We start from the raw sequence: 19666 nt of genomic DNA, 5'->3' as shown, positions 1-19666 counted from the left end.
GGCGCGCTGCCGGGGCATCACGCCAGCAGACTCACCGCCGCGTGCCTGACCTGCCCGACTTTCAGCACCAGTTTGGCGTCGGGGCTGGGAGTAGGGCGCGCCGTTTCCTTGAGGGTGTACGTGGCGGGAAGGGTACAGTCCAGGGTGTGCAGAATCGCGGCAGCGTTCAGCATGATCAGGCCCTCGGCCATGCCGCTGCCCGCGCAGGTGTGGGCGCCCACGCCGAAAGGCACGTAGGCGCCCGGCTGGCGGTGTTCGCTGCGGGGGGCGGCGAAGCGGGTGGAGTCGAAGGTTTCGTGATCGCGGTAGAACCGCTCCAGGCCGTGCGAAACGGTGGTGCCGATAATCAGGTTGGTGCCGGCTTTCAGGTGGTATCCGCCGAACTCGATGTCCTGCGTCAGGGTGCGGTTCATGGCGGGGGCAATGGGGTGAACCCGCATGGTCTCCATCACGAAGTGGAGCAGGTGCTTGCACTGGGCCAGTTGCTCGGCGCTGGGTGTACCGTGACGGAAGGCGGCGTCCACTTCAGCGCGGATGTCAGGCAGGTACTCGGGGTGCTTATGCAAGCGGTACAGCACAAAGGCCAGGCTGTTGGCGGCGGTGTCTATGCCGGCAATAAAGGCGCTGAGGCCTGCCAGGCGCAGGTCGCGCTCGCCCCACAGTTCCGGGTGGATTTTCGCGTCGGCCAGCACGTCGTCGAGCAGATCCGGGCTGCGGCCCGTTTCTTCGGGCGAGTGGGCGCGGTGTTCCGCGATGAGGTTCTCGACCATCTGCAAGACGCGCGCCTTGGACTGCTGGTATGCGGGGCTGTGCAGCACCAGCCGGGGCAACTGTTTGGTCACGGTGACCATCAGGGCGGTCTGAATAAATTTCAGCAGGTCGTCCAGGTAAGGGCGGGCCGTGCCCCCCACGACGATCCGCGCCAGTTGCTCGGTGATGACACTCTTGCAAAACGCCGTGACCGGAAAGTCGTCGCCGGCCTGGAAGGGTGCGAGGTATGCGGCAGCGACTTTCCGGGCGGGGCGAACATTCGCGGCGAAGTGAGAGCGGGAATACGCGCGGCTCTCGGCCCGGCGGTACAGGCGGTGCTGCTCACCGTCGAGGCTGATCATGCTGCGCTGCGCGCCCAGTTCCAGGTCGTTGGGCCGCCAGGCTTCCTCGGAGCGCAGGACTTTGTGACCCTATTTCATCACGAAGGTATTCGCCTCGGGGCCGGCCAGCACCGTCATCACCGTGTTGAGCGCCCGCACCTGATAAACCGGGCCGTGCTGCTGGTAGGCGCGGGTCAAAAAGGCGCGCATGCCGGGCGTGGCCATCAGGTCGAGCATGTTGCCCACGATGGGCAGGCCACGCACGGTGGGCGGTGTTCTGGGGATGACAATCATGCCCTCAGTCTAATCAGCCAGTCAAATAAAAGACTCCCCGGCTTTTCACAGCGGGGAGTGGAGTTCGGGGAAGCGGTGCGGGGTGTCAGGCCTGGCCGAACATCACGGCGCGCTTGACTTCCTCGATCAGTTGCGTGATCGGAATTTCGCGCGGGCAGGCCTCGGTGCAGTTGTACGCGGTGCGGCAGCGCCATACCCCGGTATTCTGGTTCATGATGCCCAGGCGCTGCTGGGTGGCCTGGTCGCGCGTGTCGAAAATGAAGCGGTGCGCCTGCACGATGGCGGCGGGGCCGAGGTAAGAGCCGTTCACCCAGAAGATGGGGCAACTGGTGGTGCAGCAGGCACACAGGATGCAGTTCGACGAGTGCGCCATCTTCTCAGCGTCCGCTTCGGACTGGTACATCTCCTTGGCCGGGAACGGGTCTTCGTGAATGAAGTAGGGCATGATGGCCTTGTAGGAGTCGAAAAACGGCTCCATGTTCACCAGCAGGTCGCGCTCGACCGGCAGCCCGCGAATCGGTTCGATGGTAATGGTGCCGCCGGCTTTCGCCACGTCGCGCACCAGCGTCTTGCAGGCCAGGCGGTTACGCCCGTTGATCAGCATGGCGTCGCTGCCGCAGATGCCGTGCTGGCACGAGCGGCGGAACACCAGGCTGGGTTCCAGATTCCACTTGATTTCGTTCAGGACGTCCACCACGCGGTCGTTCGGGGCGGCCTGAATGCTGTAGTCCACCCAGCGGCCCTTCTTGTCCTTTTCCGGGTCGAACCGCATGATCTTCACCTTCAGGTTCATCAGCGGAACAGTTCCGGCCGGGGCGGGGGCCACGCTGGAATGGGCGGTTGGTGCTTGAGTCATTTCACGATCCTTTTTCGTTAAGTCCCTGCCGGGTGATGAGTGGCATTACCCTGGACAGAGCTCTTAGTAGACGCGGGGCTTGGGTTCAAAGGAGCGGGTGAACCCCTTGAGGGCCACGTCCTTGTACCCGATGATGACGTTGCCGTCGTTGTGCAGGTCCTTGTAGCCCATCGAGTGCTTGAGCCAGTTCTGATCGTCGCGCTCGTGGTAGTCCTCGCGGTCGTGGGCGCCGCGCGACTCGGTGCGGTTCAGCGCGCAGGCGGTCATCACCTCGGCGCAGTCGAGCTGGAAGCCCAGTTCCATGGTTTCCACCAGGTCGCTGTTGTAGCGGCGGTTGGGGTCGCTCACGCCCACGTTCTTGTAACGGGCCTTGAGTTCCTTGATGATCTCGACCTGTTTGGCCATGTCGGGGCCGTTGCGGAAAATCCCGACGTTCTCCATCATGGTGCGCTGGAGCTCTTTGCGGATGGCCGAGGCGTTGTCGCTGCCCTTGCTCTCTTTCAGGGCGTCGAACACCGCCTGGCTTTCGGCCTCGGGATTCTGCGGCAGGTCGGCAAATTCGACCTGGCGGGCGTACTGCGCGGCGTAGATGCCGGCGCGGCGTCCGAACACCACCAGGTCGCCTAGGCTGTTGGTGCCCAGGCGGTTGGCGCCGTGCAGCGACACGCAGGCCTGCTCACCGGCGGCGTAGAGGCCCTCGATGGTGCCCCCCTGGCCGTCACTGAGGCACAGGCCGTTGAGGTCGGTGGGAATGCCGCCCATGGCGTAGTGCGCGGTCGGCTGCACCATCACCAGGTCTTTCACGGGGTCTTGCCCCAGGTAGGTGCGCGCCAGGTCGGTGATCTCGGCCAGTTTGCCCTCGATGACCTCGCGCGGCAGGTGGGTCAGGTCGATGTGGATGGCGTCCCGGTCTGGCCCCACACCGCGGCCCTCGCGGATCTCGGTGGTCATGCTGCGGGCCACGATGTCACGCGGCGCCAGGTCTTTGATGGTCGGCGCGTAACGCTCCATGAAGCGCTCGCCGCTGGCGTTGCGCAGAATGCCGCCCTCGCCACGAATGCCCTCGGTCACCAGAATGCCCAGCTTGGCGAGGCCGGTCGGGTGGAACTGGTAGAACTCCATGTCCTCCAGCGGCAGGCCCTTGCGGTAGTAGATGCTCATCAGGTCGCCGGTCAGCGTCAGGGCGTTGGACGTGATCTTGAAGATGCGCCCGTACCCGCCCGCCGCCAGAATCACGGCCTTGGCGTGGAAGGTGTGCAGTTCACCGCTCGCCAGGTCGTAGGCGACCACGCCCGAGCAGCGCCCGTTCTCGATCAAGAGATCCGTGACGTGGTACTCGTTGAAGAACAGCGTCCCGGCCTTCACGTTCTGCTGGTACACGGTTTGCAGGATCATGTGCCCGGTGCGGTCTTTGGCGTAACAGCTGCGTTCCACGGCGGCCTTGCCGAAGTCGCGGGTGTGCCCGCCGAACTTGCGCTGGGCGATCTTGCCGTCGGGCGTGCGCGAGAAGGGCAGACCCATGTGCTCCAGTTCGTACACCACGTCGATAATGTCCTTACTGAACACCTCGGCGGCGTCCTGGTCGGTCAGGTAGTCACCGCCCTTGATGGTGTCGAACATGTGCCATTCCCAGTGGTCTTCCTGCACGTTCCCGAGGGCCGCGCCGATGCCACCCTGGGCCGCGCCGGTGTGCGAACGGGTGGGGTAAAGCTTGCTGATACAGGCGACACTGGCGCCGCCTTTCGCGGCGTACAGGGCGGCCATGAGTCCGGCGCCGCCCGCGCCAACCACAACTACGTCGTAACGATGATGCATAGGTTTTCCTTTATATAGCGATAAGTCCCACGGTGCCGTACAGGAACAGCAGACCGATGAGGGTGTACATCAGCATTTTCAGCCAGGCCCGGTTGGGCCGCGAGCGGATGTGGTCTTCCAGCACGTAGCGCAGGCCGTTGGCGCCGTGCATCAGGCCCAGCGAGAGAATCAGGAAGTCGTAGAGCTTCCAGGCCGGGCTGCTGAGTTTGTTCACCACCGCGTCGAAGGTGGCGTCCATTTCGCTGACCTGCAGGAAGGTCATGTACATGTGGGCCAGGATCAGAAACACCAGGATCAGGCCGCTGACGCGCATGAACAGCCACCAGTTCAGTTCGGCGTTGCTGTGCGCCTGTTGCCGTGCGTCGGTCAGGGTGCGGGCGCGAATCATCAGTAGCCCCCCAGGATGCGCGGGATGTTCATGTACAGCGAGAAGGCCAGGAAGGCCAGCGTCAGGACGATCACCGCCATGAACGTCTGCTTCTGCACGCGCACGCCGAAGCTGGTGAAGTCCATCAGGATGATGCGCAGGCCGTTGAAGGCGTGGAAGGCCACCAGCGTCGCCAGGCCAATCAGGCCCAGGCGAAAGATGGGCAGGCCGTAGACGTGGTGAATGTCCATGTAGAACTTCTCGCCGAAAATAATGGAACCGATGCTGAAAATGTGCAGCATCAGGTACAGCAGGATCGCCAATCCTGAAGCACGGTGCAGGATAAACGGCCACTGGCCTGACCCCTTGTACTTCCAGTTAAACATTCCTTTTCCTCCTCAAATTCCTGGCCACTTCATCACGCTAGCGCCTCGCCGGGCGGACGAGTGGGTGCTGGACAGGTCTGCCGTCACTGCAAACGGCTTAAGAATACCATCATCCACACGCCAGGCCCTGCGCCGGCCGTGCCGGTGTCACCGTGGCTGGAACGTCCCAGCACGCACAAAACACCGGTGCCGGGTCTGAACGCCGGCGCGTCCGGGTTGGTGGGCCACCTCGGCCGCGCCGCACAGTGCTCCGCGCTTCACATGCCACACCCGCGCCGGAACGCTAACCTGAACGGCATGACCAGTGGCTCCACCCCGCCTGCCCTTCCCAAAAACGAGGCCGAGTACGCCCGCAAACTGGCCCTGGCCCTCCTCAGTACCCTGGAATCCAAGGGCCTCCTGACCAAAATGGATGTGGACACCATCCTGCACGTGGCGCACCGGGCGGCCATGGGGGCGGAGGGGGGCGACCAGACCGCTCAGGCTGCTGCCACGACGCCTGCGCCTGCCGCGCCGCTTGCCACGGTGCTGAACGCCCCCATCGAGGTCAAACGCCCGCTCGGCCCCGCTGTGCTGGGAACGCGCTGGGTCAAGCCGGACACGTCCGCGCCCCCGATTCGCCGTGAGGCCGCTGACCTGGCCCACGAGTCCGGCGCGGTGAAGGTCACCGGGCAGGCCGGCAGCGAGGGCAAATCCGCGCGTCCCCTCGGCCCGGCCATCCTGACGGGCAGCGGACGCGCCCAGCCCGCCACGGCGCTACCAGCCGACGAGATGCCTGTGCCCACAAGCGCAAGCGGTGTCCCCGGCGCTGAAGCCGCCGAGCCTGGTTCCTCCAGCGCGCTGGAAAGCACCCTGCCCCAGGCCCCGCAGGATAACCAGGCCACTCATGCTCAGTCGGGTGAAGCCCAGCCAGGCGAATCTCAATCCCAGTCCGCTGAAGCTCAGGCCCACCTGCCCGGGGAAGCGAATGTTCCGGGGCGTGAGCCGGGCGCCGCGCAGGAAGAGACTGCGGAGAAAAAAGTGCCAAGCCCACCGCCAGTCGTCATCGATTTCGAGATGGACTGAGACCCTGGCAGGCAGGCGCGTCACGGCCTACGCGAGCGAGAGCTTGTGGTTCGGGTTCGTGCCAATTTTGAGAGGATAGCCTGGGTACGCTGGGCGGCGACATGACCGTCCCTCTCCCTATCATCTGGATGAATGGCCCGTTCGGTATCGGGCAAACGCAGGCCGCGCAGGTGCTGCATACGCGGCTGCCCGGCAGTTTCCTGTTCGATCCTGAAGAAATGGGCCGCGCGCTGAAGAAACTGACACCCCGGTTCAGCGGCGACCTCCAGACCCACCCCATGTGGATTCCGCTGATGCTGGACGCCCTGCAATTTGCGGTCAAGCAGGCCGACGGCCCCCTGATCGTGCCCATGCCGCTGACGGATGTGGCCCGGCACCGCCGCCTGCTGAGCGGCCTGAAAGACCGGGGTATGGCCGTGCACCATTACACCTTGCTGGCCCCCGTTGAGGTGGTGCAGGCGCGGCTGCGCCGCCATGACCCGCCGGTTTCCTGGGAGGCCGGCGAGGTCGAGCAGCGCCTGAAGGCTTTTAGCGGCGAAGCGTTTGCCCGGCACCTGACCGCCGGCGAGCGTTCGCCGGACGCCATTGCCGAGGAGATCGCCGCCGACCTGGGGCTGACGCTGAAGCCGGCGCAGAAAGAGCCCCTGCGCTGGCTGAAAGCGCTGGGCAGCCGACGCTGAAACACGGCACACCGGAAAAATAGCCGCTTGAGAAGCAGGCCGGGGACGTACCGCTCCGGCTACTTTCCCCTTGTAATTCGGAGGCCTTTGCGGATAAATGGCCTGACGCCGTTCTCCCTACTGTCCAGCTTTGCTGGATGCGCCCAACTATTCAAATGTCAAGTCTACTGCAAGTCTATCCGCATAGAACAGGGTATTATGCAGCTTGCTGAATAAAGATCTGGCCCGGCCTTGAAAGCGCCAGGACAAAAACGCGAACGCCTTAAAACTGAAAAACGACGTCTATGACATGCTTTTTTCAGCCTTAGCTGCCATAATCGGTGCATGTACGCCAGTGACCTCGACCTCCTCACCAAAGCCAGACTGAACGCCACCCACGACACCGCCCAGGCGCAGCGCCGCGTTCCTCATCATTTCCCGCGCTGGTTACGCCGCGCCGCGTCCCAGGTCGTGGCGAAAATCACCCCTCACTAAAGCCATTCCCGGCATGAGACTCCAGGCGTTCTTCAACGTCTGGAGTTTTTGTGCCTTCTGATGGTCGGTGGCCTGGCTTCCTGTCTCAGTTCAGCGGCATCAGAATGAAGGCGGCACATTACGGCCCAGGTGAGGTATTCTGGAGGGCATGTCACCCGCGCCTGCTCCCCCCACCTACCGCGTGTCAGGGGGCGTGAACAAGGTGCGCTTCCGATCGGATTCGGGCTTTACCGTGATGACCGCCCGCCTGAAAAACGAGGAGGGTGAAGACCCCGACGCCACCGTGATCGGTGTGATGCCGCCCGTGGAGGCCGGCGACACCTTCAGCGCCGAGGTGGTCATGGAGGAGCACCGCGAGTACGGCTACCAGTACCGCGTGCTGAATATGGTGCTGGAAGCCACCCCCAGCGACCTCACCGAGGCGGGCGTGGCCGCCTACCTCGAAGCCCGCGTGGGGGGGGTGGGCAAGGTGCTGGCGGGGCGCATTGCCCGCACCTTCGGCAGCGCCACCTTCGACGTGCTGGAAACCGAGCCCGACAAGCTGCTGCAAGTGCCGGGCGTCACTGGAACCACCCTGCACAAGATGGTGCAGAGCTGGGGGCAGCAGGGCCTGGAACGCCGCCTGCTGGCGGGCCTCCAGGGGCTGGGCCTCAGCATTAGCCAGGCGCAGCGGGCCGTGAAGCACTTCGGGGAAACGGCGCTGGAACGCCTGGAGGCCGACCTGTTCGCCCTCACGGAAGTCGAGGGGATCGGTTTTCAGACCGCCGACAAACTCTGGCAGGCGCAGGGCCTTCCGCTGGACGACCCGCGCCGCCTGACTGCCGCCGCCGTGTACGCCCTGCAACTGGCGGGCACGCAGGCCGGACACAGTTACCTCCCGCGGGAACGCGCCGAGAAGGGCGTCATGCACTACACCCGCGTCTCCGCCGGGCAGGCCAGACTGGCGGTGGACACCGCCGTGGAACTCGGGCGGCTTTCGGACGATGAGTCCCCGCTGTTCGGGCAGGAGGCCGGCGACGAGGGGGCCAGCGGGCGCATTTACCTGCCGCACGTGCTGAAAGCCGAGAAGAAGCTGGCGCAGATCATCCGCACCCTGATGGCCACACCCCCTGCCGGTGAAGAGTGGACTGTGCCGGCCGGCGCGGCGCGGGGCCTCTCGGACGAGCAGGCCAGCGTGCTTGATCTGCTTGCCGACCACCGCCTGGTGGTGCTGACCGGCGGCCCCGGCACCGGCAAAAGCACCACCACCCGCGCGGTGGCCGACCTGGCCGAGCGGCTGGGCCTGGAAGTGGGCCTGTGTGCCCCCACCGGCAAGGCCGCCCGCCGCCTGGGCGAAGTCACCGGGCGCAGCGCCAGCACCGTTCACCGCCTGCTGGGCTACGGCCCCGCCGGGTTCCGGCACAACCACCTGGAACCGGCCCCCTACGACCTTCTTATTGTCGATGAGGTCAGCATGATGGGCGACGCCCTGATGCTCTCGCTGCTGAGCGCGGTGCCGCCCGGCGCACGCATCCTGCTGGTGGGCGACACGGATCAGTTGCCCCCGGTGGACGCCGGCTTGCCGCTGCTGGCGCTGGCCCAGGCCGCCCCCACCGTGCGGCTCACGCAGGTGTATCGCCAGGCCGCCGAGAACCCCATTATCCGCGCCGCGCACGGGCTGCTGCACGGCCAGGCCCCGCAGTGGGGCGACCCGCGGCTGAACCTCACCCAGACCGACAGTGACGGCGGCGCGCGGCGCGTGGCCCTGATGGTGCGCGAACTGGGCGGCCCCACCCGCGTGCAGGTGCTGACCCCCATGCGCAAGGGGCCGCTAGGCATGGACATGCTCAACCACCACCTCCAGAGCCTTTTCAACCCTGGCGAGGGCGGCATTCGCATTGCCGAGGGCGAAGCGCGGCCCGGGGACACCGTGGTGCAAACGAAGAACGACTACACCAACGAGATCTTCAACGGCACGCTGGGCACCGTCCTGAAAGCCGAGGGAAGTCGCCTCACGGTGGACTTCGACGGCAATGTCGTGGAACTCGCGGGCGCCGAACTGTTCAACCTGCAACTCGGCTACGCTCTCACGGTTCACCGCGCCCAGGGCAGCGAGTGGCCGGTGGTGCTGGGCGTGCTGCATGAGGCGCACATGCCCATGCTGTCGCGCAACCTGGTGTACACCGCCCTTACTCGCGCCCGCGAGGGCTTCTACGCCGCCGGATCGGCGTCCTCCTGGCAGATCGCCGCCAGCCGCCAGCGCGAAACGCGCAACACCGCCCTGCTGGAACGCATTCGCCACCGGTAGGGGGCGCTCAGGTCGAGGTGAAGAAGGCCCCGACCTGAACTGCCCTGCATAAAGCAGGGTCAAGGTGCACATCCCAGATACATAGACGAACCCCCGGCATTGAAACCGGGGGTTTTTGTCGTCTTGGTGGTGCGAATGCCCAGACTTGAACTGGGGACCTCACGCTTATCAGCTGCGTGGACGCGCTCTAACCAGTCTTTCGCTGTCCTGCACGGCGTTTTCTGATTTTGTGTGCGTCGGCCATCGCATGCCTCTTCTGACAGAACCCGAACACTGACCATCGTACAGCACAATTTCCATGACCGCAAACTTCTTGCACTGACCCCACGAGTGCATCAAGCCCATAGGCCAATTCGCCCTTCGCGTCCCCCGGTTCCCCTCAGTGGGCCGGGGGATTTTCCATTTTGGAGGAACTCCCATGATGCAATTCTTTGATGTTGAGGCCATCCGCGCCCGCCTCGCCGAAACCGGTGTGCCTGCCGGTGTGGGCCTGGCGTACCTGCAAGTCCTGACCAACCTGAACGCCATGAGCCACCTGATGAGTCCCAGTGTGGACTTACAGGACGAACCCGGCCAGGAAGAGCTGGAGAAGTTCTTCCAGCGTCATCAGGAGCGCCGCACAGCACTGGAATCCCAGTTCCCAGAATTGGCTATAGCTTCACGGCCCAGGGACTGGCAGCCTCAGTAGGTCAGAAGCTGTAACCCACACCAATTCGCGCTCCCACGCTGAAGTTGCCTGTTCCACCCAGTGGCAACAGATACCCAGCGTGACCTTCCCCGAAGAGGTTCACCCGTTCACTGGTGGGAACCTTCAAGCCCACCAGGGCATGTGGGTAAACACCAATGGTCAGGGCGGCGACATCCGTGCCCATGGTCGGCATCATGAGGGCGTCCAGACCAAGGCCCAGGTACGGCTGAAGGTTTGGTTCGCCCGTCATGGGCATGGCCTTCAGGTAAGCTAGTCCAAGGCCGAAGCCCATCCCTTCGCTCCCAAAGTGCGCGTAGTTCGCACTGAATCGTAGGTCACCCTGGCGGTACGACAACTGGCTGAGGGGGTAGCCAGCAGCGAAGGTGACTTCGGCAGCAGAGGCGACAGATATGGTCAGAAGGGTCATAGAGATGAGGAGGGTCTTCATGTTTCAACGGCACATTACCTGAAATTTACCGCCGAACAACATCAGGGTGGTCATTCAGTCCCGCCCGCCTGGTGGGGTACGTGGCTGGCGTGGGCCTGCTGGAAGAAGCAGTGAAACTTCTGCCTCTCTTCTGGCTGGCCGTGAAACTCCGGGAAATCAGCACGCCCCGCGAAGCGGCCTTCTACGCCGGGCTGAGCGGCCTGGCCTTCGGTGTCGCAGAAGCCGTGGCGTACTCCATCCACTACACGAACACCTTGGGCATGACCTACGGCGTGGTCGGGAGCGGCAACTATGTGGTGCTTGAATTTCTGCGCCTCATCACCCTGCCGTTTTTGCACTGCGTGTTCAGCGGCATCGCCGGGTATTACCTGGGCCTGAGCCTGCTGGCCCCACAACGCCGTACAGCGCTGCTGCTGCTGGGGGTGGGCACCGCCGCTGTTATCCACGGCCTCTACGACTTTCTGGCCGGGAACTGGCTGGGGATCGGGATGGGGGCCGTCGCCATCTTGATGTTCGTCGCGTATCTCCGCAGCGCGGAGCACATCACGGAGACCATCACCCGACTGCCCGCGGCGAGTCGCCTCCCTGCCCCCGCAGGCATCTCGGCTGGCCTCGCGGACATCGACGCCCCTTCATCACCCATCAAGGAGAACACCCATGACCGGACGACATGAAGTTCCCACCGCACAAGTCCCACCCCCGAAACCGCCCGCGACCCTGAACGCTCCCCAGGCCCAACCTGCTGCCCGGTCACAGCCCAGGGACACCGACGAATTGCGCGTGTGGCTGCCACGCGTCCTCATGCTGACTAACCTGTTGCTCCTGCTGCTGTTGGCTTCGCAGCTCTTCCGCACCCCCAAGTACGCGTACCAGACCGTTTCACCGAGCGATTCCTCGTTTGAGGAAGAGATGAACAAGCTGGGGCCGCCGGTTGGAAAGCCGAATCCTGCCGCCGCGCTACTTCAGGAAGTGGCTACGACACCACAGCCAGCTACGAGTGCATCATGTCGCGCCCCAAGCTGGGCTGGTAAACGACCCAGGGAAAAAGTATGAAACAAGCGAAACGCTGGATACTCGGAATCACCACCGGCATTGCGTTCTTGACATCATGCAACGCCGTCATTGCCCCCGCTGACTACACCTTAAATTTGACCGGTACAGGCGGGGTCGGAATCTGCATCGTGGAGCAGGAACGTGAGAACGAAACGATGTGCGAAGCCGAGGGCGTCTATATACCTGGACAGCCCTCAACGCCAAGAACCGGCATCATGATTCCCCACACAGTGAAGGGGACAAAAACGAGTTGGCGAAACATCTACTTCACCGTCGAACTCGTCACGGCGTCACCAGTCCAGGCCACGTTATTGCGGAACGGTCGAGTGTGCTGGGCTGGCCCGCGCATGCTCAGGCGCTCAGACTCCACGCACCACACCTGAGCACTGAGGCTGTCTCCTGGGCATATTGGTACGCAGGTCGCGGGGTTAATAAATACAGTGGTCGGCATGTGGTGGCTCTGCACGCACCAAATCGGCCTCGGCTGTTTGAGCATCATCTTCTGGCTGCACTTGCCCCTCACGACTCGGCAAGACACAAAGACCTTGCCAAACACCTACGTGATACTGAGTTGTTGCAGATGCTCCATCGGGGAAGACAGACGAGATTTCCGCTGGGCGACCCTGAGCGCCCCAAGGTCATCGTGGCTTTCCATATCCCACCCTTACGCGACCCACGTTGGGTCAACCCGATTCAACACATCGCCACACCGGAGTACCGGAAAAGTACCCACAACCCACATCACCGGCACGCCACCGTCACTCTCGCTGCCGAGCTGTATACCCTGTTCGGGGCAGTGCCACACGGTTGCCTGGCAGCTTTGGGGTTATACAAGGCAATGACACCCAGAGAACAGCAACACATGAAGAAGTTTAACTCTGTCCTTAAGACCCGCACTCGAAAGGTGAAGCGCCGTGCACCCCACCTGCACGCCTGGAAGGGCGTTGACCACTCTGTTCATCCCCTGCTGGGCCTCTCGCCGTTTGCGCCCCTGGACGGCACTCATACCAAGCGGGTGTTGGCAGACCTGCACTCCTCACCTGATCTGAGCGACCTCCAGTCCTTCTCTGTACCACTCAGTGCTGCCTGGGGTGGCGGCAAAACGCGTGTCTACGCCAGAAGTGAGCAAGAGGCTGAAAACACACTCCGTCAGTTTGAAGCACTGCCTTAAGCAGCCCTCGGATTTGCCCTGACCAATAACTCTCCTTTTTAACAATCGGTTTACCGCTTCTTGACCGCCCAGTTCCTGCTGGGCGGACTTCTTTTCCATTTGGAGGTTCCACCATGTACCAGAAACACGTAGACCCGACTGCTTTTATGGCTGCCCACGCGGCTGGCCTGAAAGACGCCGAACTGGCAGCCATGTTCAGCATCAGCCGCGCCACAGTGAAACGCCGCCGAAAGGAGTTTCGGCTCGGCAGCAACTGCCTCAGCAACAACAAAGGCGCTCTGGGAGAGCAACTGGTCGCAGAATTCATGCGCCGCGAGGGACTGAACGTCACTGAGACCGCGAGCAAAGCCCCTTACGACCTGCTGGTGAACGGTTTAAGGGTAGACGTGAAAGTCGGGTTGCGCCGCCCATCCGCGCACATCGCTGTGCCCAGCTACCAGTTCCGTCTGCCCCCACTCCGAACGTCCTACCAGGCGTCAAAGGTCTATAGCAAGGATTACCAGCGGGACACCGATTACCTGGCGCTGGCGGTCATCGAGAATGACCAGCTCCAGCACCTGTACACCGTGCCAACCCGATTCTGGCGACCCACCATTACGGTGACTCCTGGCAGCCGAGACTGTGACTACCAGGAGTTCAGAGATGACCTTCAGAACTTTGAGATCACTGGGGCGTGGGTGGAAACTTGACGCGGAGAGGTGGCAGGCCCCAGGCGGGCAGAATCTCCATCAGGCAGTGGACGATATCTGCCAGGCGCGGCGCGTCCAGTTCCATCTTCCAGGCCGGAGTGCCGTCGTATGGAGGCAGCCAGGCCCGCAGCCCGGCGATGTGGCGTCCCCTGGGTTCCAGGTACACCTCGACCTTGCTGAGGGCCACCGCCCGCCGCCACTGGGGCAGGTTCGCCAGGAAGCCGCCGGGGTTGCTCAAGTTCAGGTCTGGCCCGACCCAGGCGGGAATCTTGCGGGTGCACTGCTCGTCGTCCGCCAGGTCATACACCATTTCCTCGATGGGGAAGAGGGTCACCAGGGCCAGCAAGGTCATGACCTGCTGCATCGGCACGGAGACGTGGTCATACGCCTTGACGGGGCGTTCCCAGGCCCAGCGAATCTGGTTCAGGTTCCGGCTCAGCCCCAGGGTGACCCAGCGCATTCGTTCAGTGCGGGCCTCCGTGGCTTTCAGAAACTGGCTTTCCCCTGGCGTCGCGCCCTGTCCTTCCTGGCTTTCGACGCTGCCACGCGCTCCACCCAAGGTTGCTTCATCGGCCGCACCTTTCTTCGGCATACTCATCGCCCCTTACTGAGCGTGCTGAGGGGGCTGGCCCGCCGATGAACGTCTTTCAGGTCTTCGGTCACCAGAACGGCGTACCGGTTCGTCATCTCCAGCGTGGCGTGGCCCATGATGCGCTGCAACGTGAACACGTCCCCTTCGTTCCGCAGGTAATTCACGGCAAACCCCCGCCGAAAGCAGTGGGCGCTGTACTGCTGAATGTTCGCCGCATGACAGAGGCGCTCCAGAAGCTGCCCGACGGTGAAACGCGTCATGCCTGCTTGCGGCGTGGTCAGGAACAGGGTGTCCAGGCGTGACTGGGGCCGCTCCGACTGAATGTACCGGGTGAGGTGGCGCATCCCCACGCGGGAAATAGGGACGATACGGCTGCGTCCGCCTTTTGCGGCCTGAACCTCCAGCCGCCCGCCAGGTTGAATATCGGCCAGGCCCAGGCCGCAGAGTTCTGAGGCCCTGACTCCGGTGTCGAACAGCACAGCCAGAATCGCCCTATCGCGCAGGGGGTTCTTCGACAGCTGGGCAGCGGCCAGCAGGCACTGCATGTCATCGGTTCCCACAGCGGGCAGGATTTTCCTGGGCAGCTTCGGCATCGCCACGCGGGTCATGGGGGACTTCTGAATAACCTCCTCCGCTTCCAGCCAGGTAAAGAACGTCTTCAGGGGGCGGAGCCGGGCGTGTGCCCCGCCAGGCTTCATGGTCTCGCTCAGGTGCTCGGCGTACTCGCGCAGCAGCGCCCTGGTGACCCCCTCGACGGTCGTGACCTTGTGGGCGTGCGCGAACTGCTCGAAAGCCCGCAGCGCATTCCTGTACGCCACCAGGGTGTTCCGGCTGTGCCCCTTCTGGCGGCCGTACCCCAGAAAGTCCTGAATGTGGTGCCCAAGGGTGAAGTTCATACTCGACTCCTTCCACAAGGCTGTGTGACCTCACGCTTCGGGCCGCTGGAACCACACAATTCAGCTCCAATGACCTCACGCTTTGGTACGAAAACAGCCTTTATGAGAGTTCGAGTCCCAGTTCAAAAGAAACAGAAAATCCGCACTCAATCGAGTACGGATTCCGTTTGGTGCGAATGCCCAGACTTGAACTGGGGACCTCACGCTTATCAGGCGTGCGCTCTAACCAGCTGAGCTACACTCGCGTTCTCTGTGTCCTGGCTGGCCGCTTGAGCAGCGGGAGTTAATCTAACAGGCACCGCACAGACTGTCAACTCCCGGTCTCATCGGCCCAGCGGGGGCACGAGGCGGGCGTAAATGTCCAGCGCGTAGCGGTCGGTCATGCCGGCGATGTGGTCACACACGGCGCGGGGAAGGCCATCCACGTCGATGCGGGCCTGTGGGCGCGGCGGCAGCAGGCCGGGGCGGCGCGTGAAGGTGCCGAACAGCGTTTTCAGCACACGGTCGGCCTGCTCGACCTGCATTTCCACCTGCCAGTGCCGGTACAGGTTCTGGCGCAGGAAGTGGCCCGTTTCGGTCAGCAGCACGCGCATGGCGGGGCTGTACGCCACGAGTTTGTGTGGATGCTGCCGAATCTCTTCCGGCGACTGAACGCCGCTTTCCTGAAGATGCTGCGCGGTGGTTTCGGTGAGATCCGTGATCAGCCAGCCCAGCAGCTCGCGGTGCAGCGTGCGCCGCTGCTGTGAGGTGAGCGCAGTGGACGTGATGCCCGTCCTGACCCGCAATTCCGTCCACAGCGGCAGGTCGCTCAACTGCTCGGCGGTCATCAGGCCGCTGCGAAGCCCGTCGTCGAGGTCGTGCGCGGTGTAGGCCAGGGCGTCGGCGGCGTCCACCACCTGCGCTTCCAGGCTGGGTTGCCCCAGGCCGGCGCGGTTGTGCTTGTTCAGGCCGTCCAGCGTAGCAAGCGTCAGGTTGAGGCCCGGAAAATTCGGGTAACGGTCTTCCAGATGCGTCACGATGCGGCGCGACTGCACGTTGTGGTTGAAGCCGCCCTCGCCGGCCATCAAGGTGTCGAGCAGGCGTTCGCCGGCGTGACCGAAAGGCGGGTGGCCCAGGTCGTGCGCCAGCGCCATGGTTTCCGCCAGTGTCTCGTTGAGCCCCAGCGTCAGCGCCACCGAGCGTGCCACCTGCTGCACCTCCAGCGTGTGCGTCAGCCGCGTGCGGTAGTGGTCACCCTGCGGGTTCAGAAACACCTGCGTTTTCGCTTCCAGGCGCCGGAAAGCGGTGGTGTGCAGCACCCGGTCGCGGTCTTTCTGGAAAGCGGTGCGGGTCTCGGCTTCCCCTTCCAGGTAGATGCGCCTGGCCTGGGCGCTGCGCGTGGCGTAGGGGGCGAGGAAGTGTTCCTCCCTGGCTTCCAGGTCAGCGCGGGTCAACATGCCTCATGTTCGCAGGTCTGGAGGCCGGGCCGCCTGAGGATGAACGTTCGTTTACTTGCGGCCCTGCGCGTGATACTCGGCGTTCGGGACGAAGCCCAGGGCGCTGCTCACGCGGTTGGTCATGTTGAACATCCCAATCACCTGCACGGCCTCCATGATCTGCTCGTCCGAAAAACCGGCGTTCCTGAGCGGTTGCAGGTCAGCTTCCACCATCTTGGCAGGAAAGAGGGTCAGTTTCTCCGCGTAAGCGCATAACGCCTGCTCAGGCGCGGTCAGGTGCGCGTGCCGCCAGTTGACCGCCACGGAATCGGCCTTCACGGTATCCCCGGTGAAGTGCCGCAGGGCCGCGCCGTGACTGACCGCGCAGTAATTGCACCTGTTCAGGCCGCTGACCACCACCGCCAGCAACTCGCGCTCGGCATTGCTCAGGAAGCCCTCCTTGTTCACCAGCAGATTGAAGTAATTCCACCACGCCAGGAACTGCTCGCCGTTCAGCGACTGCGCCCGGAACACGTTGGGCACGAAGCCCATGTTTGCCTGGGCCTTCGCCCACAGTTTCTTCACGCCCTCATGGGCAGTGTCTTCGGTCGGCACGGGCAGGTAGGAAATCCGCTGGTCTTCGGTTGTGGGCATGCGTCAGCATACGTGGAATTCAACGCGCACTTCATGGGGTTAAGGCGCGTTGGTTTACAGGTGCCCCTTGCATTTCCGCATTTCCAACCGCTGTTGGAACGCTATTCTGGATGGGTATGTGCATCCTTCCATATTCCTACAGCCCCGTCAGGGCATTGCTTTAAAAGGGATTTACTGTGGCTGCGAGGTTCATGATTGTTTTGTTCATTACGCTTTTCGTGTTTTTCTTCGTGAGCGTGGGCCAGGCTGAAAAGGAAGAGTATTTCTCCATTCAAAACGCGCAGAAAGCCACGGCGAAGGTGGTGGGCCTCTACACGGGGCAGGGTGACTGTGCCATCCACTACGTCTACAAGGTTGGCGGGCAAGAGTATCACGACGAGCGGATAAGTTTGACGGTCATCAACAGGAAGTCAAGTTTCGATAGTGGTCTGTGTTCAAGAACGAAATTTTTGGTGGTGGGCGACTGGATTCCCATTCGTTACGACCGGGCCAATCCCGATCATGTCATTGCTTACTCCCAGTTCCCCTTCGTGCAAGTCCTAGGTCCAGTTGTGGCCGCACTCAGTTGGGTCTGGTTCATCGTATTATTCATTCGCCAGTGGAAGACGCCGAGGCGTTGATTTCAGGGCCAGACAGGGCAACGTAATGAATCGGGGCCAGTCATGGGTTTAACCGAGCCACGTTCCAGTCCTGTCAGGCAGCCCGTGATAGCCTTTTTCGCATGTTTGAGTCGCTCGGTAACAAGTTGCAGGACATTCTCGACCGCGTGGGGCGCGAGTCGAAATTGACGGAAGCGCAGGTGAAGGCGTCCATGCGCGAGATTCGCATGGCGCTGCTGGAAGCGGACGTGAACTTCAACGTCGCCAAGGACTTCGTGGCAAAAGTCAGTGAGCAGGCCGTGGGGCAGGACGTGATGGGGTCGCTGAACGCCGGGCAGACCGTCGTGAAACTGGTGCACGACGAACTGGTGGACACGCTGGGCGGCAAAACCGCGCAGCCCGAGCTGAAAACGCAGGGGAACGTGTGGTTCATGGTGGGCCTCCAGGGCGCCGGGAAAACCACCAGCACGGGTAAACTGGCCGCGCACTACAAGAAGAAAGGCCGGCGCGTGCTGCTGGTCGCCGCCGACACCCAGCGCCCCGCCGCCCGCGACCAGCTCGAAGTGCTGGGCAAGCAGGTGGGCGTGCCGGTGCTGAAAGTGAATGACGGCGAAACGCCCGCCGAAACCAAACGCCGCCTCGACGAGTACCTGAAAACCGATTACCGCGACCTGGTGATCGTGGACACCGCCGGCCGACTCCAGATCGACGAGGCGCTGATGGATCAGCTCGCGGCGCTGCAAACCGAGCTGCACCCCACCGAGACCCTGCTGGTGATCGACGCCATGACCGGTCAGGAGGCCCTGAACGTCGCGCAGACCTTCGACCAGCGCGTGCAGGTTTCGGGCCTGGTCATCACCAAGATGGACGGGGACGCCCGTGGCGGCGCGGCCCTCTCCGCGCGCAGCGTCACCGGCAAGCCCATCTACTTCGCCGGCACCAGCGAGAAGATGACCGGCCTGGATCAGTTCCACCCGGATCGGGTGGCCGGGCGCATTCTGGGCATGGGCGACGTGCTGGGCCTGATCGAGCGCGTGCAGGAAGCCGACATGAAGGCCATGGAGGCCAAGAAACCCGGCGACTTCGACCTGGAAGACCTGCTCAACCAGCTGCGGCAGATTCGCAAGATGGGGCCGCTGGGCGACCTGATGAAACTGATTCCGGGCATGAGCCGCGCGCTGCCCGAGGGCTTCAACATCGACGAGAAGCAGCTTCAGCGCATCGACGCCATGATCTCCAGCATGACCGTGGGGGAACGCCGCAACCCCAAGATCATCGATGGGCGCCGCCGCAAGCGCATCGCCTCCGGCAGCGGCGTGGACGTGCAGGACATCAACAAACTCCTGAAAATGCACGAGCAGATGAAGGAGATGATGAAAATGCTCGGACGCATGTCCAGCGGCGGCGGCAAAGGCATGCGCGGCATGAAACCGCCCAAAATGCCCAATCTGCCGCCCAGCGCCATGAAAAAGTAAGGAGTAAGAGGGGAGGGGTCAGTGGTCAGCGCCACTGGCCCCTTTTTTGAGCGCGTGGCATGTCTCTTCCAGCGCCATCAACATTTTTTTAGTCTTTTCCTGTTTGCCCTCAACGCCTGGCCCTGGCGAAGTCCCTGACCTTTTTGCTGGTTCTTCTGACGCCGTGGTCGGGCCTCACGCCGTCGGCGATCAGGTGCAGCCACTGGCTGAGGTAATACCCCAGGATCAGGGGCAGCAGAAACTTCACGCTGATGGGGTGCGGAACGCGCGGCAACTGCACGTCCGGCGCGAAGGTGCGCAGCAGGCCCACGATCAGCGCGATGACCACAGCCAGGTAAGCAATGCGCGTCAGTGGCCCCAGAATCCAGGTGTGGCTGAGGCCCCGGTGGCTGAAGATCATGCCGTAGGGCACCCACAGGAAGCCCAGCAGGCCCCAGTGGCGTTTGCTGTCCACCCGGCCCTCGGAAAGGTCCAGGTCCGGGGAAAGCAGGAAGGTGCCGGCCATGAACCCCAGCGTGAAGTTCAACGTCTGGACTTGCGTGACCACCAGCAGGTTCGTGCGGGTGGCGTACAGCACGCCCGCTGCCAGCACCGAGTACGCCGCGATGTTGATGAGGTTGTGAACGCGTCCACTCGGCATTCCCGCCATCATAGCCGCCTGCAAGGTCTCT

At 63.2% G+C, this 19666-nt stretch carries 21 protein-coding genes and 2 tRNA genes; 9 read left to right on the top strand and 14 right to left on the bottom strand.

Features of this window, described 5'->3' with window-relative positions:
- Positions 1 to 17: 17 nt before the first annotated feature.
- The 6 genes from E5Z01_RS07005 to sdhC all read right to left on the bottom strand — a co-directional run bounded on the left by E5Z01_RS07005 (position 18) and on the right by sdhC (position 4809).
- Entirely contained in the window at positions 18 to 1112 is a 1095-nt protein-coding gene (locus E5Z01_RS07005; RefSeq protein WP_240738218.1) for a cytochrome P450, read from the bottom strand.
- 69 nt (positions 1113 to 1181) lie between these two features.
- The gene (locus E5Z01_RS19930) at positions 1182 to 1385 is read right to left on the bottom strand and encodes a cytochrome P450 (RefSeq protein ID WP_240738216.1); all 204 of its coding nucleotides are present in this window, start codon (positions 1383 to 1385) and stop codon (positions 1182 to 1184) included.
- 85 nt (positions 1386 to 1470) lie between these two features.
- Positions 1471 to 2178, bottom strand: coding sequence for a succinate dehydrogenase iron-sulfur subunit (locus E5Z01_RS07000; protein ID WP_170311953.1), 708 nt, complete (start codon positions 2176 to 2178; stop codon positions 1471 to 1473).
- A gap of 126 nt (positions 2179 to 2304) precedes the next feature.
- Positions 2305 to 4056, bottom strand: a complete 1752-nt coding sequence (gene sdhA, locus E5Z01_RS06995) for a succinate dehydrogenase flavoprotein subunit (RefSeq protein WP_135228716.1) — start codon at positions 4054 to 4056, stop codon at positions 2305 to 2307.
- A gap of 10 nt (positions 4057 to 4066) precedes the next feature.
- Positions 4067 to 4444 (bottom strand): succinate dehydrogenase hydrophobic membrane anchor subunit, encoded by a 378-nt coding sequence (locus E5Z01_RS06990; RefSeq protein ID WP_119766112.1) that lies wholly within the window; start codon positions 4442 to 4444, stop codon positions 4067 to 4069.
- Positions 4444 to 4809 carry a succinate dehydrogenase, cytochrome b556 subunit gene (gene sdhC, locus E5Z01_RS06985; protein WP_135228715.1) on the bottom strand — a complete coding sequence of 122 codons (366 nt, stop codon included), beginning with the start codon at positions 4807 to 4809 and terminating at the stop codon, positions 4444 to 4446. The genes E5Z01_RS06990 and sdhC overlap by 1 nt, the downstream gene beginning before the upstream one ends.
- A 297-nt stretch (positions 4810 to 5106) precedes the next feature.
- On the opposite strand from sdhC, the gene E5Z01_RS19750 reads away from it, so the two are divergent.
- The 4 genes from E5Z01_RS19750 (at position 5107) to recD2 (ending at position 9315) form a co-directional block, all read left to right on the top strand.
- The gene (locus tag E5Z01_RS19750; RefSeq protein ID WP_205750469.1) at positions 5107 to 5874 is read left to right on the top strand and encodes a hypothetical protein; all 768 of its coding nucleotides are present in this window, start codon (positions 5107 to 5109) and stop codon (positions 5872 to 5874) included.
- 101 nt (positions 5875 to 5975) lie between these two features.
- Positions 5976 to 6554, top strand: coding sequence for an AAA family ATPase (locus E5Z01_RS06975; protein WP_135228714.1), 579 nt, complete (start codon positions 5976 to 5978; stop codon positions 6552 to 6554).
- 324 nt (positions 6555 to 6878) lie between these two features.
- Complete coding sequence (locus tag E5Z01_RS19435) at positions 6879 to 7028, top strand: hypothetical protein (protein WP_158591669.1); 150 nt, start codon at positions 6879 to 6881, stop codon at positions 7026 to 7028.
- A gap of 148 nt (positions 7029 to 7176) precedes the next feature.
- Positions 7177 to 9315 (top strand): SF1B family DNA helicase RecD2, encoded by a 2139-nt coding sequence (gene recD2, locus E5Z01_RS06970; protein WP_135228713.1) that lies wholly within the window; start codon positions 7177 to 7179, stop codon positions 9313 to 9315.
- A 127-nt stretch (positions 9316 to 9442) separates the two neighbouring features.
- Here the strand turns inward: recD2 and E5Z01_RS06965 are convergent.
- Positions 9443 to 9518 (bottom strand) — tRNA-OTHER (locus tag E5Z01_RS06965).
- A gap of 215 nt (positions 9519 to 9733) precedes the next feature.
- Between E5Z01_RS06965 and E5Z01_RS06960 the strand changes: the two genes are divergently transcribed.
- Positions 9734 to 10003 (top strand): hypothetical protein, encoded by a 270-nt coding sequence (locus E5Z01_RS06960; protein ID WP_135228712.1) that lies wholly within the window; start codon positions 9734 to 9736, stop codon positions 10001 to 10003.
- A 1-nt stretch (position 10004) separates the two neighbouring features.
- On the opposite strand, the gene E5Z01_RS06955 is transcribed toward E5Z01_RS06960, so the two are convergent.
- The gene (locus tag E5Z01_RS06955; protein WP_135228711.1) at positions 10005 to 10430 is read right to left on the bottom strand and encodes a hypothetical protein; all 426 of its coding nucleotides are present in this window, start codon (positions 10428 to 10430) and stop codon (positions 10005 to 10007) included.
- Between the two features lie 92 nt (positions 10431 to 10522).
- Between E5Z01_RS06955 and E5Z01_RS06950 the strand changes: the two genes are divergently transcribed.
- Complete coding sequence (locus E5Z01_RS06950) at positions 10523 to 11125, top strand: PrsW family glutamic-type intramembrane protease (protein WP_276321243.1); 603 nt, start codon at positions 10523 to 10525, stop codon at positions 11123 to 11125.
- 1663 nt (positions 11126 to 12788) lie between these two features.
- Positions 12789 to 13364, top strand: a complete 576-nt coding sequence (locus tag E5Z01_RS06945; RefSeq protein WP_135228709.1) for a hypothetical protein — start codon at positions 12789 to 12791, stop codon at positions 13362 to 13364.
- On the opposite strand, the gene E5Z01_RS06940 is transcribed toward E5Z01_RS06945, so the two are convergent.
- The 5 genes from E5Z01_RS06940 to E5Z01_RS06920 form a co-directional block, all read right to left on the bottom strand.
- Positions 13339 to 13956, bottom strand: coding sequence for a hypothetical protein (locus E5Z01_RS06940; RefSeq protein ID WP_135228708.1), 618 nt, complete (start codon positions 13954 to 13956; stop codon positions 13339 to 13341). The two genes, E5Z01_RS06945 and E5Z01_RS06940, sit on opposite strands and share 26 nt — an antisense overlap.
- A gap of 2 nt (positions 13957 to 13958) precedes the next feature.
- Positions 13959 to 14852: a tyrosine-type recombinase/integrase gene (locus tag E5Z01_RS06935; protein WP_135228707.1), complete on the bottom strand. Its 894-nt coding sequence runs from the start codon at positions 14850 to 14852 to the stop codon at positions 13959 to 13961.
- Between the two features lie 168 nt (positions 14853 to 15020).
- A tRNA-Ile gene (locus E5Z01_RS06930) sits at positions 15021 to 15097 on the bottom strand.
- A gap of 78 nt (positions 15098 to 15175) precedes the next feature.
- Positions 15176 to 16288 carry a deoxyguanosinetriphosphate triphosphohydrolase gene (locus E5Z01_RS06925; protein ID WP_135228706.1) on the bottom strand — a complete coding sequence of 371 codons (1113 nt, stop codon included), beginning with the start codon at positions 16286 to 16288 and terminating at the stop codon, positions 15176 to 15178.
- Positions 16289 to 16339: 51 nt separating this feature from the next.
- The gene (locus E5Z01_RS06920; protein ID WP_135228705.1) at positions 16340 to 16921 is read right to left on the bottom strand and encodes a peroxidase-related enzyme; all 582 of its coding nucleotides are present in this window, start codon (positions 16919 to 16921) and stop codon (positions 16340 to 16342) included.
- Between the two features lie 191 nt (positions 16922 to 17112).
- On the opposite strand from E5Z01_RS06920, the gene E5Z01_RS06915 reads away from it, so the two are divergent.
- Positions 17113 to 17541 carry a DUF3592 domain-containing protein gene (locus E5Z01_RS06915; protein ID WP_135228704.1) on the top strand — a complete coding sequence of 143 codons (429 nt, stop codon included), beginning with the start codon at positions 17113 to 17115 and terminating at the stop codon, positions 17539 to 17541.
- 101 nt (positions 17542 to 17642) lie between these two features.
- Positions 17643 to 18995 (top strand): signal recognition particle protein, encoded by a 1353-nt coding sequence (ffh, locus tag E5Z01_RS06910; RefSeq protein ID WP_135228703.1) that lies wholly within the window; start codon positions 17643 to 17645, stop codon positions 18993 to 18995.
- Positions 18996 to 19104: 109 nt separating this feature from the next.
- Here the strand turns inward: ffh and E5Z01_RS06905 are convergent, their stop codons facing one another.
- Complete coding sequence (locus tag E5Z01_RS06905) at positions 19105 to 19635, bottom strand: metal-binding protein (RefSeq protein ID WP_167757809.1); 531 nt, start codon at positions 19633 to 19635, stop codon at positions 19105 to 19107.
- Between the last annotated feature and the right edge of the window lie 31 nt (positions 19636 to 19666).

It is taken from the genome of Deinococcus fonticola (genome assembly GCF_004634215.1).
Taxonomy (GTDB): domain Bacteria; phylum Deinococcota; class Deinococci; order Deinococcales; family Deinococcaceae; genus Deinococcus; species Deinococcus fonticola.
The sequence above is the reverse complement of the archived record's forward strand: the minus strand, read 5'-3'. Positions and strand labels throughout refer to the sequence as shown.